We start from the raw sequence: 16,231 nt of genomic DNA, 5'->3' as shown, positions 1-16,231 counted from the left end.
AAATGAATCCTTCCAAGCCTTTTGTAACTGCTGCGATTGCTTTCTCTTTAGGTCTCTGCCCCGCTCTGTCGTCCGCACAAAGCGCTCCGGTTGTGGACATGAGCGCAGCGGCTCCGACGGTCGCCATTACCGGCGGCAAGCTGTTGACCATCACCCATGGGGTAATCGAGAACGGGACCATCGTTCTCTCCGGCGGCAAGATCGCCGCGGTGGGCACGGCTGACTCCGTCAAGATCCCCGATGGAGCGCAGATTGTCGATGCCAAGGGGATGACTGTCTATCCTGGGCTGATCGATTCCGAGACGAATCTCGGGCTGAGCGAGATCGAGGCCGACGACGCCAGCAACGACCTGGTCGAAACCAGCGACGAAATCTTTCCCAACATGCACGTCTACGATGCCTTTCACGCGGAGACGGAGCACATTCCCATCACCCGGCTCAACGGCATCACCAACGCCATCGTCGCGCCGGCCTCGGACGATTCCCTTCCCGGGCAGGACATCTTTATCCAGCTTGCCGGGCGCGATCGCGACCAGATGATCCTGGGTAAGGATGTGGCGCTGCCCATGAACTTCTCCGGAGAGCAGCGGCGGCGCGGCAATGGAGGCGTCAAGTTTCCCAGCACCCGGATGGGCCTGGCATCACAGCTGCGCCAGACCTTCATCGACGCGCAGGCTTACGCCGCAGCCAAGGCCGAGTACCAGACGAAGCTGGCGAAGTGGCAGAAGGGCGACAAGAAGGAGCCTGCTCCCACCGAGCCGAAGATCGATTTGAAGTCAGAGGCGCTGCTGCCTTATCTGAGAGGCGAAAAGCCAGTGGTGCTGGCCGCCTACGAAGGCTATGAGATCGAAGTCGACATGCAGATCGCGCAGGAGTTTCACCTGAAGGTGATCCTCAACCATGTGACTCACAGCCAGGAGATCCTGGACAAGATCGCCGCGTACAAAGTGCCGGTGATCGTGGGACCGATCTACGACTTCCCTGCCGCCAACGAGCGCTACGATTCGGTGTTTACCCTGCCTGCGGAGCTTTCCAAGCGCGGCGTGAAGATCGCGTTCTCCTCCGCCGGAGGAAGCAGCGGAAACCCTGGAGGCTTCGAGCGCAACCTGCCTTATGCTGCGGGCTATGCCGTTGCGTATGGACTTCCTTATGACGAGGCACTGAAGGCGATCACGCTGAACCCCGCCGAGATGTGGGGCGTGGCCGACAAACTGGGCTCGCTCGACGCAGGCAAGCTCGCGAACGTGGTCATCGCGAACGGCGACCCTCTGGATGTGCGGACGGATGTGAAGCAGGTCTACATCGAGGGCCACGCGATCCCGATGGTGTCACGCCAGACACGGTTGCGGGATGAGTACAGCAAGTAGGACTGGCCGTCCAGGCGCTCTAAGCGCTTCGACTCTTCCGTACCATCTCCACAGGACGTCATTTTGACGACCAACGGGAGGAATAATCTCAGGGATGTGCGCGACCAGTATCGCTGAGATTCTTCGCTGCGCTCAGAATGACCCTTCTTTTTTGCTCAGGGAAGCGGGTGCTCCACGTCTCGATTTTGAGATGTAGAGCACCGCAGGAAATCCACCCGAATGCGACGAGGATCATGGAAAGCAGGAGAATGCGGCGTAGCCGCCAATGCCTGGACGGCCAGTCCCTACTTCGCGACCTTGTCCTGCAGACCGCTGCTGAGCGCTAGCTCGATCAGTGTCTTCTGTTCGAGATCATGAGCCTTGGCTGAGCCGGTTGCTGGGCTGGCTGCCTCGGAGCGCTTGACGCTGAGGACCTGGCGGTCGCGGGCCACGCGGCGGAGCCGGGGCATCACGTACCACTGCGCGCCCATGTTCACCGGCTCTTCCTGCACCCAGACCACTTCGTGCGCGTTGGGATGCGCCTCGATGGCGGCGGTCAGCTCGGCCTCGGGCCATGGATAGAGCTGGTCGAGGAAGATGATGCCGGTGGTGGTGTCCTTGCGCTTCTGGCGCTCGACGCGCAGCTCGTGGCCGATCTTTCCGGTGCACAGCAGCAGGCGCTTGGCGTTCTGAATTTCGGTCTCCGGAATCACGTTCTGGAAGTTCGGGCGGCTGAAGTCTGCGATGGGTGAAATCGCATCGGGATGGCGCAGCATGCTCTTGGGCGTGAAGACGATCAGGGGCTTGCGCCACTTGCGCAGCGCCTGCCGCCGCAGCAGATGGAAGTACTGCGCGGCCGTCGAGGGCTGGCAGATCTGGATGTTGTCATGCGCCGCGAGCTGCAGGTAACGCTCGATGCGTGCGCTGGAGTGCTCCGGCCCCTGGCCTTCGTAGCCGTGCGGCAGCAGCAGCGTGAGGCCGCTCAGCAGCCCCCACTTGTCTTCGCCCGCGGAGATGAATTGATCGATGACGATCTGGCCGCCGTTGGCGAAGTCGCCGAACTGCGCCTCCCACAGCACCAGCGTCTCTGGATAGTCGCGACTGTATCCATACTCGAAGCCGAGCACGCCGGCTTCCGAAAGGATGGAGTTGTAAACATCGAAGGGCGCCTGTTCCTTGGCCAGATGGTTGAGAGGAATATAGGGCTGCTCGTTCTCGATGTCGATGAGCACGGAGTGGCGCTGATTGAAGGTGCCGCGCTGCGAATCCTGCCCGCTGAGGCGCACCGGAACCCCGGCCTTCACCAGCGATCCGAAGGCCAGCGCCTCGGCCATGCCGTAATCGAAGGGGCGATCTCCGCGACCCATCTCGGCGCGCTGTTCCAACAGTTTTTTGATCTTGGGATGAACGTGGAAGCTCTCCGGATAGGAGCTCAGGCCCTGCGAGAGCGTGGCAACCGTCTCACGGTCCAGACCAGTCTCGACTTCATACTCGGCCTTGTGCGGACCACCTTTGTAGGGCGACCAATACTCGGGAAGCTGCGCGAGCGTGGGGATCTTCTGCATGGTGGTCGCGCGCTTCTGGGCGTCGGTAAACTCCGCCTGCAGCTCTTTTACGCGGCCGGAGATGTCGGCGCCGGTCTGCTTGGCGTAGATCTCGTACAGCGGAGCGTGTTTCTTGATGCGGTTGTAGCGCAGCGGCTGGGTGATGGTGGGGTCGTCGACCTCGGAGTGGCCGTGACGGCGATAACCGATCAGATCGACCACCACGTCGCTGTGGAAGGTATGCCGGTACTCGGCAGCCAGCGCGGCGATGCGAATCACCGCCTCCGCATCTTCGGCGTTCACGTGGAAGATGGGCACCGGCAGGCGCTTGGCGAGATCGGAGGCAAAGCGTGTGGAGTTCGACTCGTCCGGCTCGGCGGTGAAGCCGATCAGGTTGTTGACGATGATCTGGATAGTGCCGCCGACGGAGAAGCCGTCGATGGAGGCGAGGTTCATGGTCTCGGCCCAGATGCCCTGGCCAGCGAAGGCCGCGTCGCCGTGGATGATGACGGGCAGCACGCGGTTGACACCGTCGGCTCCATAACGAGTCTGCTTAGCGCGCGCACGACCCACTACCACCGGATCGACCGCCTCGAGATGGCTGGGGTTCGATACGAGGTGCAGCGAGATCGATTCACCGTTGCGGGTCAGAAATGTTCCCGTGGCACCGACGTGATACTTCACGTCGCCGCCGCCCAGGATGCTGCGCGGGTCGACGTCTTCAAACTTGGAGAAGATGTCAGCAGCCGATTTGCCGAAGGTGTTGACCATTACGCTCAGGCGTCCGCGATGGCTCATGGCCATCACCGACTTCTGCACGCCGTGTTCGGCGGCGCGATGCAGCAGCTCGTCGAGAAATGGGATCAGCGCGGTCACGCCTTCAAGCGAAAAGCGCTTGGTTCCGAGATAGCGTGATTGAATCACCTGCTCGAAGATGTCGGCGCGGGTGAGCAGCTCCAGAATGCGGTGCTGGACGGCTTCGTCCGCCGCCAGAGGATTGGTCTCCAGCCGCTCGGCGATCCACTTCCGGCGCTCGGCCGAGGGAATGTGCATGAACTCCGCGCCGACTGTCGAGCAATAATAGCCGCGCGCCTCGTCCGCATCCGGACCGGAAAGGTTCAGCTCCGGGATGCGCTCCGGAGAGAGATACTGCTCCAGCGGATCGAGCTGAGCCTGAAGATAGCCCCAGCGCCGAAAAGCTTCAAATATCTGTTCACGTTGAGCCAAAGATTGAGCGTCGGTCGGTCGGGAAGCCAGCTTAGTCGCGGTCATATAGGGTATGTCTGCAGGTATATAACGGCACAAGAGCCGCATAAATTCCACTAATAATTATTTCGCCCTGCGTCCTGAATATTATTTTACCCCTTTCATTATTATCCCCCCTTCGTCCGGAGCATCTCCAGTAATAAGGCGGATACGTTATTAACGCGGGTACTGTTTTATTACGGAGTAGGGGTCAGTTCGAAACCGGTCTGGAGATACGTGCCGGCTTCAATGCTGCTGCGATGATCGCAGCTATGAGCAGCAACGCGCTGCACACCAGCAAGGCCGCGCGGAAGCTGTGCGTGAGGTCGCTGACCCGGCCCATGAGATACGGCCCGCAGAAGCCGCCCAGCGCCCCAATGGAGTTGATGAGGGCGATGCCGCCGGCGGCGGCTGCTCCGCGCAACATGCCGGTGGGCAACGCCCAGAAGGGGCCGAAGCCGCCCCAGATTCCGGCAGCGGCAACGAACAGCGCGGTAATGGCCAGCAGCGGATTCACGAGAACGGCGCTGAGCAGGAAGGCGATCGCGCCTCCGGCGAGGCAGGCGCAGAGATGCCACTTGCGCTCGCCCGAGCGGTCCGAGCTGCGCGCGACCAAAAGCATGGCAACGGCGGCCAGCAGGTACGGAATCGCGGTGAGCGCGATCACATGCAGATCGGCGGCGTGGGAGAGATTCTTCACCACCACCGGCAGCCACAGGCTAAGCCCGTAAAGCCCGACGGAGATGGCAAAGTAGATCGAAGCCAGCAGCCAGACGGTACCGTTTCGAAAGGCATGCAGCAGATGTGTACCGGCCGTAGTTGCAGATTGCGTCTCATGCGCCTTCACCTCGGCGAGCAGCCATTGCCGCTCGGGAAGCGAGAGCCACGCTGCATCCTCGGGCCGATCGGTCAGCACGAAGAGCACGCAGCAGCCAAGAACGATGGAGGGCAATCCCTCGCCGACAAAGAGCCACTTCCATCCAGCGATATGAGCCACGCCATTGAGACGCAGAAGAAGGGTCGAGAATGGCGCGCCGATGATTCCGGCGACTGCCGTCGCGGTCATAAAGCGGGCAATCGCGCGCGCCCGCTGCGCCAGGGGAAACCAGTAGGTGAGATAAAGAACGATGCCGGGAAAGAATCCCGCCTCGGCTGCGCCCAGAAGAAAGCGGATCAGATAGAAGCTGTGCGGGGTGTGGACCAACGCCATGCAGGTCGAGAGCACGCCCCACGCGGTCATGATGATGGCGATCCACCGCCGCGGCCCGAGGCGCAGCAGCACCAGGTTGCTGGGCACCTCGAAGAGCGCGTAGCTGATGAAGAAGAGTCCCGCGCCCGCGCCGTACACGGTGTCAGAGAAGCCCAGCTCGCGGCGAATGGAGAGCGCGGCATAGCTCAAGTTCACGCGGTCCAGATAGGCGAAGACGTAGAGCGCGAAGAGAAACGGCATCAGCCGCCAGGAGACCCGGCGCAGAACCGCCGCTCGATCGAGTGTGTCCAGGGCCGCTGCGGGCGGAGCTGCGGATTCGCTCATGACTCAGTCTATCGGGACGGCGAATGGTGTCGAGGCGGATGGCGGATGGTCGCTGTTGAACGCCTCCCCATCGGCGCCGCTGTTAATGTGGAGTCCCACATCTCAAAATCGAGATGTGGGGACCTGGTTTTCGTTTTAGTACGTCATTCTGGCGGCCATCGGGAGGAAAAATCTCGGCGATGTAGCTGGACCAAGCTTCGCTGAGATTCTTCGCTCCGCGCAGAATGACGTCTTTATTTATTGGACGTTGAACTGCTGAAGCTGCCCTGTGGCGAGCCCATTATTCCGGCAAGGCAGACCAAGGTGTTCGCTCATTGGGCGGTCGCAGTCCTGGCCGGCTCGCATGGATTCGGCGCTGGTCTTGAGCAGCACTGCTCCGTGGCCGGGAACGGTCACCGTGTATTTTCCGCCGCTGACTTCGACATCGCTTCCCTTCCAGAGATCGCGCAGCTTCGCTGTGTCACTCAGGCCGATCTCGCGAAGATTGAGCGTGATGGATGCGGGCTCTTTATCGCGATTGAAGAGGCCGATTGCGGTCGCTCCGCCGCTGAGCGGCTTGGTCCAGATCTCCGAATAGCCTTTGGCCCAGGCGCGATCGCCCTGCTTGCCCAGCGAATCCTGATCCACGGCGATCACCTCTTTGTTGGTCAGGATGGCCAGGGTCGCGGGAGTCATCTTGCTGAGGTCGTTGCCTGCCAGCAGCGGCGCGGCCAGGATCACCCACAGCGTCATGTGCTGGCGATATTCGTCTTCCGACATTCCGCCGTTGCCGACCTCCAGCATGTCGGGGTCGTTCCAATGCCCTGGCCCGGCGAACTTCGACAGCCCCACCTGCGAGAAGCCGATCTCGACCATACGGCTGTAGGTGTCATTGATGTCGCCGGTGGTACGCCACAGATTGCCGCCGACCTCCGGGCCCCACTCCCACACGTCATTCCATCCGTACTGGCAAAGGCTGTAAACGATGGGCCGGCCCGCGGCGACCAGCGCGTCGCGCATCTTCAGATAAGCAGCCTTCTGCATCGCAAAAGCTTTTTGCTTGTCGTTGCCGGCCTCTTTGCGCATCACATCGCGGAAGCCGCAGAGATCGTATTTGAGGAAATCGATCCCCCAGCCCGCATAGGTCTTCGCATCCTGCACCTCGTGGCCGTAGCTGCCCTCGTAGCGGGCGCAGGTGGTCGGTCCAGGCGAGGAGTAGATGCCCAGCTTGAGCCCCTTGGAGTGAACGTAGTCGGCGAGAGCTTTCATGTCAGGGAATTTGCTGTTGGGGTGGATCACGCCGCTCGCGTCGCGCTTGCCCTGCCAGGTGTCGTCGATGTTCACGTAGACATAGCCGGCGTCGCGCATCCCGCTCGAAACCAGCGCATCGGCCGACGCACGCACATCGGCGTCAGTTACTTTTTCGGCGAAGTGGTTCCAGCTGTTCCAGCCCATGGGCGGGGTGGGTGATGTTCCCTGGGCGAGTGCAGAGAGTGAAAAGTAAGCGGTTACAAAAAGCAGCGGGAGAACACGCGAAAACTTCCTGGCCATAGCAAACAAACTCCTTCCTGTTTCAAGTGCGGCAAGCAGCTAATCAGAGGACGAAGCGCAGTGTACACCAATCGGTTAAAGGGCGAACAATCATATCTGTACGAAGAATCACCGGCCCAAAAGGCTAGCGCAGCGAATCCAGGACCTGATCCGCGGCGCGCAGTCCGGCGCCTAGCGCCGCATGCACCGTGCCCCAATGCCCCGTCGTATCGGTGTGCTCGCCGGCGAAAAAGAGCGTGTTCTCGGCATGCCGCGTCATCTCCTCGGAGGCGTGCAGCGCTCCCTTCGGTGCGTAGCTGTATGCGCCGAGGCTGAAGGGGTCAGTCTGCCAGTCGTGGGTGTGGCCGCTGATCAGGAGCGAGCGAAGATCGTCTCGCTCGAAGATCCGGGACAACATTGCGAGCGTTGCCTGCTGCAGCGGAAGGCCTGCAGGAGCGGCCGCTGCACGAGGGCCTCCAGCCCAACCGGTCAACGCCGATGCGTTGTTGGGGAAGCTGCTCCACCAGGTGGGGAGCGGCCGTTCCTGTGTCAGCAGAAAGCTTAACTCCGGCGTGACGCATTCCCAGAAGTGCTCGCGAAAGAGCAGAGTGATGCGCGTGGCCGCGCCCATCGCCAACTTTCCCGCCGCGGTCATCGCATCCGCTTGCGGACGAATGGCCACGCTTCCGGCCTGAAGCACGCCCAGCGGCAGCGTAATCACCACGCGCCGAGCGGATAACTCGGGAAGCTCCGCGTTTGCGGTCTGGACGCGCACTTGATCGGGTTTCCAATCGATGGAAGTGACCGGCGTGTTGCGATGAAGCTCTCCACCGGCGGCGAGAAACCGCTGCAGCACGTGTTCGGGCAGCCGGTCATAACCCTCCAGCACGCGAAACAGGCGGTCGCCCTCGATGGCCTCTTCGGCTTCCTGCTGCTTGCGCAGCGCGGCGGTGCCGATGCGGTTGGCGTCGGCCGCGTTGAAGCCTTCGACGTAATTCTTCGTGCGCTCCGCGACGCGTGGAGGGAGTTTGGCCTGGGCAAGGAATTCCGTGAAGGATAGATCGGGCTCTGCCGGGAGGTCGTCGAGCACACCGAAGAAATCTCCGAAGCTACAGTCGCCCACCTTTCCGTTCTCGTAGCAGAATGGCCGTCCCTCCCGCTCGAAGAGCGTGAGTCCCGCCTCTTCAATGAGCGCGAGCAGTTGCGGATGGCGGCCATGTACGAACTCCGCGCCCAGCTCGATGGGAAGATCCTCCTGCGGAGCACGCACGGTCAGGATGCGGCCGCCGACACGTTCGCGCGCCTCAAGCACGGTGACACTGCAGCCCGCCTCCGCAAGCCTGCGAGCGGCGGCGAGCCCAGCGATGCCGGCTCCAATCACGATGACATCGGAAATATTCAAAGCATCTTCCTAATCTGGTGGAGACCTATAAACCATTGGTTGAGAAATTGACTGCAAAACTCAAACCTCAAAGGGATAAGCGCCACCATCTTCTAACCATTCATAGCTGCGACCCTGCCCCGCTCCGGCTTGCCAGTTCTGCGGCGTTCGCGAGTCAAGCCAGTCTTTGGGGCGGGCCTCCAATCCCTGGGATGCTGCAATTGCAAATGCCGCGCGGACGGCGTCGCGACGATCACCGTTCAAGACACCGGGGCTTGGGGAAACGACCAAGGAAGCGCCGCTGGCGGTGACGGCGTCCAGCCAGTTTTTGGTTAGCGTCCATGGAATTGCGTCCGTGATGGGCACGCAATCGGGGTCCATCACGAAGAACGTGTTGTGCTGCGGGAGCCGAAAGGCGAGCGTGTTTACGCCCATGCGCCGCGTGCGCTCCCAGAGCCTGCCGCTCACGTCGTCGCCGGTGCGCTGCAGCTCGAAGAGCCCAGCGCTCAGATGCCCGACGACGTTGCAGCCGACGAGAATTGTCTCCTCACCCGCTGCTTGCCGGATCTCCTGATAGAGACCGCGGACGATCTCGGCATTGGTGAGCGAGCGGTCGTGAAAGCTCCAGCCTGCAAGTGTTGGCGACGGGCCCATCTCGAATCCCCACTGGCCCAGCATATCGAAGGTGCTGAAGTCGTGCTTCACCAGATCGTATTTCCACGCGACTGGATTGCGGATCGAAGCCAAGGCCTTCTCTCTGGCTTCGGGGATGGTCGGATCGTAGGCGAGGTTTTCGGCGTGCCGCTCGGTGCGAGCGCCGAAGCGCTCTGCCGACAGCAAGAGGGACTGATTGGTTTCACCGCGGGCGCGCAACGGACGGACCCATATTCCCGGCCGCACGCCCTTGCGGCGAATCTGCGCGGCCATCTCGTCCATCTGCGGAAAGCGCGGGTTGTGCTCCCAACCTTCATCCATCACGGTGAAGGGCCGCGGCCCGGTGGAGGGAGCCAGCTCCGCCATCAGGTCGGCGTCGCGCAGAATGTCCTCGGCCGAGCTCTTTCCGTAGGCGTAGTACCAGTCGTTGCTGCCGTAGACGGGTGTCTTCGGCAGCCGCGGCGAGGGTGAGAGCTCGCGGCAGAAGGCACGCGCAGATGCGAACGGGTCTGCACCCGGCTGCCCCTTGCGCGTGAGCACGGTCGCCAGTTCCAGGGACCGCTGATTGAGCAGCACTCCACGGCCTCCGTTTCGCACATCGAGCCACAACGAAACACCCTCGCGATCGCACTGCCAGAAGGCGAACGCGGCTGCTCCGGTCTTGACGCCGTAGCCGTGCGTGGAGCTGCCGTCGAAGGCCAGGAAGTACCAGGGCATGGGGCGCTCGGGGAGGATGGATCGCCAGCTCAGCTCTCCGTAGCTGCGCTCCCAGGCGTCACCAAGCAGGCGGAGATCCGGGCGCACCGCAAAGTTCCAGCGCAGATGGAGGCGCGAGAGCGCAGTCGCTGGCGCGCTCAACGTGAGCTGCAGGCTATCGCTGCTCTCTTTGCAGGTGAAACGCAGGCTCTCTTGTGTCCAGTCCGAGCCGCTTCGGCGTAGAGAGATTGCGTTGGGATCTTCGGCGTAGGCCCGGACTGCATCCGGCTGGCGGAGAATCGGAAAGAAGCTGGCCGATGGCTTGGTTTCAACCGCTGCAACAGTCGGCTGCGCGTTGGCGGCAATGCCCGCGCAGGTTACAGCGCCAATACCGCGTAAGACAGATCGCCGCGTAGGCAGAGAAATCGCTTCGTCGTTCAACAGGCCGCTCCTGTATTCACTGGCGATGGTATCGAATTTCGGAGCGCGAGGTGGAGGCGATCTCTCGTCGCCGACGACGAAACTTTTTCTTCGAGAGGTCAAAGCAAGAGCAGGCAGAACTTCAGCAAATTGCCTGTACGATCTTTCGTGAGCGAAAAAGCATCGCTCCAGTCTGCACTCACCAAAGTCAAGACGGGAGGAAATATGCCGGGCGAAGGACATGCAACAGAATCGAGAGTCACCCTGCACGCGGTTTCAAGCCTTGACGGGTTCATCGCAAGGAAAGACAACAGCCTCTCCTGGCTGGAGGGCAATGGAAGCGTCTACGAAGCCGGCATTTCCGTTTCGGAGGACGAGGCCGCAGCCTTCGTCAAGGCCATCGACTGTTATGTCCTCGGTTCGCGCACCTATGAACACGCGCTGGAACTGGGCTGGCCCTATGGCGACACTCCGACAGTAGTGGTGAGCGGCAGAGAATGGCCACCGGCGAGGGAGAGCGTCGAGTTCTATTCGGGCGATCTCGAAATGCTGGTTCACACCAAACTCGCGCCGCGATTTCGAAACATCTGGCTGGTGGGTGGCGCGATGCTATGCCAGCGCTTTCTCGAACTCGGCCTGGTGGATGAGATCCGATTAACCGTCGCACCTGTCCTGTTGGGTGACGGACTTCGTCTCTTCGGTGAATCGCAGACGGAGAAGACGTGGAACTTGAAAAACGTGACCGCTTACAAGAATGGCTTCGTTGAGCTGTGCTACGCCGCCTCCCTCAGGTAAGGGGACCGGAAGAGATCCCCTTATACAGACGCGTTGCGTGATGGCCGTCGACGTCTAAGCAGGCCGGCGAAGGAAATCATTCAACGTGGCAAAGAATTTTTCCGGCTCCTCCAGCCATGGAAAATGTCCGCTTTCCTCGAAGATGGCGAGCTGGGATGGCGGTATTCTCTTGTGCAAATGCTCTGACAGCGCCACGGGGCAGATGAAATCGTGTCGGCCCACCAGGATAAGGGTCTTGGCTGCGATCTGATTCAGAGCCTGCGTAAGGTCAGTACGGTCGGCCGCGTCGGCGGCAAACTGTGCGTTGAAGGCATACGAGGAGATCGGTCCCGCGAGCTGCTGCTGCAGAAGCGAGAGCGTTTTCTCCGGCTGATAAAGATAGAGCGGCAAGACCCGAGCGATGAATGCCCCCAGAGCTTCGTCGTCTTTCGGAGGGCTGGCCTGACCGCCAAAGAATGCGGAGACCGCCTGCACGGCTGCCTCGAAACGCGGATCGGTGGCTCTCTCCTGGAGAATTCTTTGCGTATCGGCGGAGGCGCTCAAGCCAAGCACCTGACTGCCGGAGACGATCAGCTTGTCCAGATGCTCGGGAAAGCGTTCCGCGTAGGACAAGGCAATCGCCCCTGAGTTGGAGTGGCCCAACACGCTGACCTTGGAGAAACCGAGATGAATGCGGAGCGCCTCCAGATCATCGGCCATATCGATACTGCGCATCTGGGAGGGATCGGCGGGGCGGCTCGAACGGCCGCTGGCTCTGGTATCGACGAAGATAAGCTTGTGGCGCTCGGCCAGAGAAATAAATCCCCGCTGCAAATAGTGGGAACCCACGCCCCAGCCCGGAGGTACAAGAAAGAGCACGGGGCCGTCGCCGGCCACACGATAGTGAAGATCGATCCCATTGACTGCGGCCGAGTGGTCCTCGACGGGAAACGCTGTTGCGATTTGTTCGTTCGACATGCTTTCAGCATAACTACAGGCCGCGGTTTCTGAAGGCCGTCGCGCCTCATCCCTTTCGATGACTTCGATTCCCTGTAGAAAACTCCTCTCAGACGCCTCGTGAAGGACGGTCTGCGGAGGGATAGAGAGCATTGCCATAGGCGAGCATTTGCCACTAAACTGAGAGAGGCCGGAATCGAGATTCAAACCGTGCGCAAAATCCCAGGGTCAAGGTCAGGAGCGATGAAGAGAGTGTCTCTTCATCATGACAAACGTCCCGGTGGAGCGATTGGCGCATGCCGTGAGAATCGGGAATGGCTTGAAAAGGACAGCGACACGCTTCGGTACAATCGCTGAAGCGCCCAGTCGCCGGCCATGGTACGGAGAGGTGGCAGAGCCCGGTTGAATGCACCTGACTCGAAATCAGACGTAGTCGAAAGGCTACCGGGGGTTCGAATCCCTCCCTCTCCGCCATTAACCCATCTAGGCTGTTCAATTTAAAAAGATATAGATAATAGTGCAGTTGGAGATACCACGCAGTGTCGCTTCAGTCGCGCTAAACCGCTCCAAACCTGCGTCTATCCTGCCCTTGCACCCAATTCCTTCGAATGGATTCGGCCTCTAATGCTGCTTCCGGTGCCACCCAGTCTGCTGCGTTCCCTTGGTCCAGTCTGGCGTCGATAGCAAGGTATTGAGCGAGAGCTTTGTAGCTTATCGCGTGATACTCGGTTGGCGTCGTGAGACCCGCCGAGACTGAATTCATAGCGTTGCACAAGTTGTTCAACGGCTCGGAATATCCAGTCGCGCCAGATTTGGCTCACACCACATCCTGAAAGGGAAATCGGCCACTTTGACGATTAACTGTTTGGGCCTCCCCAGCCGGTTTTGCCTCGTTCTGTTCTTCAGCTGAAAGGCATCCCAATGATCGTCACTGTTCTGCTTTCCGTCTTCCTAAGCGTCCTGGTTGTCTGTGGTCTCGCGTTCGGCTTCTATCTGTACATCGACGGTCAAAGCCATAGGCGTTGACGGGTTCTTCATCTTCTCCGAGGCAGGAGAATATGAGCCCATTGACGAGCAGCCCGGCGAACGTCGGTCGAGAGTGAGACGAACCATCGACCAAATTCTTGCCCGGGGAGGTCGTCGAAATGGAAGCCGCCGTCTCCCCGAAGCAGGTCATCACTTCTCAAAGCAGAGAGCTGAAAGGGGTATCCGGAGTGATGCGTTTTGCCGTCAGTGTGCCGGAAACCTCGAGTGAGGGATTTCCGTTGATGTCGTAGGCCTGAAAGGTGAATTTGCCCGTGTAGGAATTTCCGTCCGGGCTCAAGGTGACTTTCTCGAGCATTTGAGCTCCACCTGTAGGGGTTCCCGTTGGGTCGTTGCCCTGCCAGGGAATGTGATTGAGGAAGTATTGGCGCTTCCCTGTTTGCTGCCACACACCGAGGCAGAAGTTTCCGTCTTGCGCGGGACGCGAGGAGTTCATAATCTCCGTTCCATCTCCGTGCCAGACGACGACCGAGTTGTCGAAGGGTTCCGGCAGACTGTACGATCCGCCGTTCATGGTTTGACCTGTGAAGACGACGTGCCACAATCCCACGATGGACGGTTCGTGATCGTCGTAGTCAACAAGGCCCGCTTTGACGAACTGCGGACTGGCAATGCCATACTGCGGGGACCAGGCTGAAGGTTTGATTAGTTTGTTGGACGGACCGCACAGCGCCGCGGCCCCAGGAACCAGGGAAAAGGCCAGCGCAAATGCGCTCACCACTGACATCCACTTCCAATATGTTGCCCTCATCGTTTCTCCTCCTCGGGCCAAGATGGCCGATTGAGGAGCAAGCTAACTGGAGCGGGCCCGGAGCAGGCAATGAAGCAGGGGTAAAGCCGGAGGTAAAGATTTGGTGAACCTCTAAACCCTTTCCAAGCGGGCCTTTTCCCTGATACACATGGGGTGCTTACCGAGGCACAAGAGACGTGTCGAATCGCGTACCCAGTCCGGAGATCAGTTCCGCGGCCAACAGGGGACAGGGTGCGGTGTATGAATTTTGCGAATTCCGGCTGGATTGCGGACGCTTCGAGCTGCTGCGCAAGAGCCAGCCGCTGCGCTTAGAGCGCAAGCCGATGGAGTTGCTGATCCTTCTGGTTTCCCGGGAGGGGCAGCTGGTCAGCCGGGCGGAGATTGCCGAGCGGCTCTGGTCGAGCGAAATATTCGTCGATACCGAACATGGGATCAATACGGCGATCCGGAAGCTTCGGCACCTGCTCCACGACGATCCCAGCGAACCACGCTTCATCCAGACGGTGACCGGGGCAGGGTATAGGTTTGTCGCATCGGTTTCGACGGTTGTGCCAGCCTTGCCGTTCCCGGTCTCCTCGCCTCCGAACATACCCAAAGCGATTGCCGTCATTTCGCGGCATCCGCGAAGAAAACAGGTGGCCTGGTATGTGGGAGTTGGGAGCTGCATCTTCCTTGCGCTCGGCGGCATGGCTCTCTATCGATGGCGGCATCGTCCGCCGGAGGTCCGGTATACGCAGCTCACCGACTTCACGGATTCGGCGGTTGCGCCGGCATTGTCACCGGATGGACGAATGCTGGCATTTGTTCGAGGGGGCAACCCATTTCTCAGCTCCGATCAAATCTATATCAAGATGCTGCCGAACGGAGAGGCGAGGCGCGTCACCGACGACGATCGGGCAAAGTACGGGCTTACATTCTCTCCGGATGGGTCGCAGATCGCGTACACGGTATTCGATAGTTCCGGATTTTCCACCTATCAGGTATCGGCGTTGGGAGGCGAACCTCATCTTCTACTGAAGAATGCGGCGGGACTGGTGTGGTTGGACTCCCAGCGGCTGCTTTTTTCCGAGATCCCCTCGGGAATCCATATGGGAGTGGTCACGGCGACAGCAACCCGCGCGGACCTGCGCGAAATTTATTTCCCGCCGCATGAACGCGGCATGGCACATTACTCGTATCCATCACCGGATCGCCACTGGGCGTTAATAGTAGAGATGAACGGCGAAGGCTGGATATCGTGCAAGTTGGTTTCTCTGGACGGCGGGCGCGCGGCCCGACAGGCGGGACCGGCAGGTGCATGCACATCTGCGGGGTGGTCGCCGGACGGGGCTTGGATGTATTTCACCGCTGTGGTCGAAGGACGGAGCCACCTGTGGCGGCAGCGTTTTCCGGAAGGGACGCCGGAGCAAATCACCTCCGGACCTACCGAGGAGGAAGGAATTGCGGTGGAACAAACGGGGCGGGCGCTGATCACATCGGTTGGCGTGCATGAAAGCGCTCTCTGGATTCACGATGGGAACAACGAGCGGCCGCTCTCTTCAGAGGGTGAGGTGATCGGCGGGATATCTCCTTCTTTCAGCCCGGACTCCAAGAACATCTACTATCTGCTGCGGCATGGAGAAGCTTCGGGTGCGGAGCTATGGCGCACGGAGATCGACTCGGGGAAAAGCGAGGCGGTGTTCCCAGGAACTTCGATGAGCTCCTACGATGTGTCGACAGATGGCAAGCAGGCGGTGTACACAACCCTGGCGCCTGGGGGAACGACGCAGCTGTGGTTGGCTCCTTTAGACCGAAGCGCAGCGGCGCGTAAAGTGGGCAATCCTGGCGGAAGATGGCCGCGTTTCGGGGTGCATGGACAGATTCTCTTCGTGGAGACGGAGGGAAACAAGAACTACCTGGAGCGGATGAATCCAGACGGCTCGAACCGTTCGAAGGTGTTCCCGTATCCCATCGCCGAGTTCCAGGGGGTATCGCCAGGGCGGCGATGGGCGATGGCAGTGGTTTCCCGAACAACGGACAGGGACTTTCCCTCGGTAATGGCGATTCCGCTGGATGGCGGGCGCGCGCGGCACATATGCACAAGCTACTGTCTCCCGAAGTGGTCGACGGACGGTAGATTTCTATTCATTCCGGTAGAGGATCCGTCGCGGACCAGCGCAGGGCGGAGTTTGGCGATTCCAGTGGGGCCGGGAGAAAGCCTGTCCAATCTTCCCGTGGGTGGGATTGCACCGCTGGCCGAACCAAGCGTGGTTCCGGGAGCGAAATCCGTGAGGCGCGCAGATCTGGTGCCGGGCAAGGACCCCGAACACTATGCCTGGGTGAACACCACCGTTCACCGGAACCTGTACCGTATTTCGCTTCCCTGAGCTCGCGAAA

General features: G+C 60.5%; 10 protein-coding genes and 1 tRNA gene. 4 read left to right on the top strand and 7 right to left on the bottom strand.

Going from position 1 to position 16,231, the window contains the following annotated elements:
- Positions 1-2 precede the first annotated feature (2 nt).
- Entirely contained in the window at positions 3-1,367 is a 1,365-nt protein-coding gene (locus XX99_RS09610) for an amidohydrolase family protein (protein WP_050059117.1), read from the top strand.
- 284 nt (positions 1,368-1,651) lie between these two features.
- Here XX99_RS09610 and XX99_RS09605 read toward each other — a convergent pair whose 3' ends face one another.
- The 5 genes from XX99_RS09605 to XX99_RS09585 all read right to left on the bottom strand — a co-directional run bounded on the left by XX99_RS09605 (position 1,652) and on the right by XX99_RS09585 (position 10,350).
- A complete protein-coding gene (locus XX99_RS09605; protein WP_050059116.1) occupies positions 1,652-4,162 on the bottom strand; it encodes a 2-oxoglutarate dehydrogenase E1 component in 2,511 nt (836 codons plus the stop codon).
- A 184-nt stretch (positions 4,163-4,346) separates the two neighbouring features.
- Positions 4,347-5,669 carry an MFS transporter gene (locus XX99_RS09600; RefSeq protein WP_050059115.1) on the bottom strand — a complete coding sequence of 441 codons (1,323 nt, stop codon included), beginning with the start codon at positions 5,667-5,669 and terminating at the stop codon, positions 4,347-4,349.
- A gap of 237 nt (positions 5,670-5,906) precedes the next feature.
- Positions 5,907-7,199, bottom strand: a complete 1,293-nt coding sequence (locus tag XX99_RS09595) for a glycoside hydrolase family 27 protein (RefSeq protein WP_082125418.1) — start codon at positions 7,197-7,199, stop codon at positions 5,907-5,909.
- A gap of 124 nt (positions 7,200-7,323) precedes the next feature.
- Positions 7,324-8,580 (bottom strand): flavin monoamine oxidase family protein, encoded by a 1,257-nt coding sequence (locus XX99_RS09590; RefSeq protein ID WP_050059114.1) that lies wholly within the window; start codon positions 8,578-8,580, stop codon positions 7,324-7,326.
- A gap of 60 nt (positions 8,581-8,640) precedes the next feature.
- A complete protein-coding gene (locus tag XX99_RS09585) occupies positions 8,641-10,350 on the bottom strand; it encodes an alpha-amylase family protein (protein ID WP_156185896.1) in 1,710 nt (569 codons plus the stop codon).
- Positions 10,351-10,497: 147 nt separating this feature from the next.
- Here XX99_RS09585 and XX99_RS09580 point away from each other — a divergent pair, with 147 nt between their 5' ends.
- Positions 10,498-11,124, top strand: coding sequence for a dihydrofolate reductase family protein (locus XX99_RS09580; protein WP_231581223.1), 627 nt, complete (start codon positions 10,498-10,500; stop codon positions 11,122-11,124).
- 54 nt (positions 11,125-11,178) lie between these two features.
- Here XX99_RS09580 and XX99_RS09575 read toward each other — a convergent pair whose 3' ends face one another.
- On the bottom strand, positions 11,179-12,081 hold the full coding sequence (locus tag XX99_RS09575; protein WP_050059111.1) for an alpha/beta fold hydrolase: 903 nt from the start codon (positions 12,079-12,081) through the stop codon (positions 11,179-11,181).
- 361 nt (positions 12,082-12,442) lie between these two features.
- On the opposite strand from XX99_RS09575, the gene XX99_RS09570 reads away from it, so the two are divergent.
- A tRNA-Ser gene (locus XX99_RS09570) sits at positions 12,443-12,534 on the top strand.
- A 709-nt stretch (positions 12,535-13,243) separates the two neighbouring features.
- On the opposite strand, the gene XX99_RS09565 is transcribed toward XX99_RS09570, so the two are convergent.
- Positions 13,244-13,855 carry a hypothetical protein gene (locus tag XX99_RS09565; protein ID WP_156185895.1) on the bottom strand — a complete coding sequence of 204 codons (612 nt, stop codon included), beginning with the start codon at positions 13,853-13,855 and terminating at the stop codon, positions 13,244-13,246.
- A 176-nt stretch (positions 13,856-14,031) separates the two neighbouring features.
- Here XX99_RS09565 and XX99_RS09560 point away from each other — a divergent pair, with 176 nt between their 5' ends.
- Positions 14,032-16,221: a winged helix-turn-helix domain-containing protein gene (locus tag XX99_RS09560; protein WP_156185894.1), complete on the top strand. Its 2,190-nt coding sequence runs from the start codon at positions 14,032-14,034 to the stop codon at positions 16,219-16,221.
- The last annotated feature ends 10 nt before the right edge of the window (positions 16,222-16,231 follow it).

This window comes from Silvibacterium bohemicum (assembly GCF_001006305.1).
Classification (GTDB): domain Bacteria; phylum Acidobacteriota; class Terriglobia; order Terriglobales; family Acidobacteriaceae; genus Silvibacterium; species Silvibacterium bohemicum.
Note: the sequence above shows the minus strand (reverse complement) of the source record. Positions and strands in the feature narration are given on the sequence as shown.

Excerpts from the sequence above, each read along its gene's own strand:
- XX99_RS09575 (WP_050059111.1), bottom strand. The coding sequence starts at position 12,081 with ATGTCGAACGAACAAATCGCAACAGCGTTTCCCGTCGAGGACCACTCG.
- XX99_RS09565 (WP_156185895.1), bottom strand. The coding sequence starts at position 13,855 with ATGAGGGCAACATATTGGAAGTGGATGTCAGTGGTGAGCGCATTTGCG.
- XX99_RS09595 (WP_082125418.1), bottom strand. The coding sequence starts at position 7,199 with ATGGCCAGGAAGTTTTCGCGTGTTCTCCCGCTGCTTTTTGTAACCGCT.
- XX99_RS09610 (WP_050059117.1), top strand. The coding sequence starts at position 3 with ATGAATCCTTCCAAGCCTTTTGTAACTGCTGCGATTGCTTTCTCTTTA.
- XX99_RS09600 (WP_050059115.1), bottom strand. The coding sequence starts at position 5,669 with ATGAGCGAATCCGCAGCTCCGCCCGCAGCGGCCCTGGACACACTCGAT.
- XX99_RS09605 (WP_050059116.1), bottom strand. The coding sequence starts at position 4,162 with ATGACCGCGACTAAGCTGGCTTCCCGACCGACCGACGCTCAATCTTTG.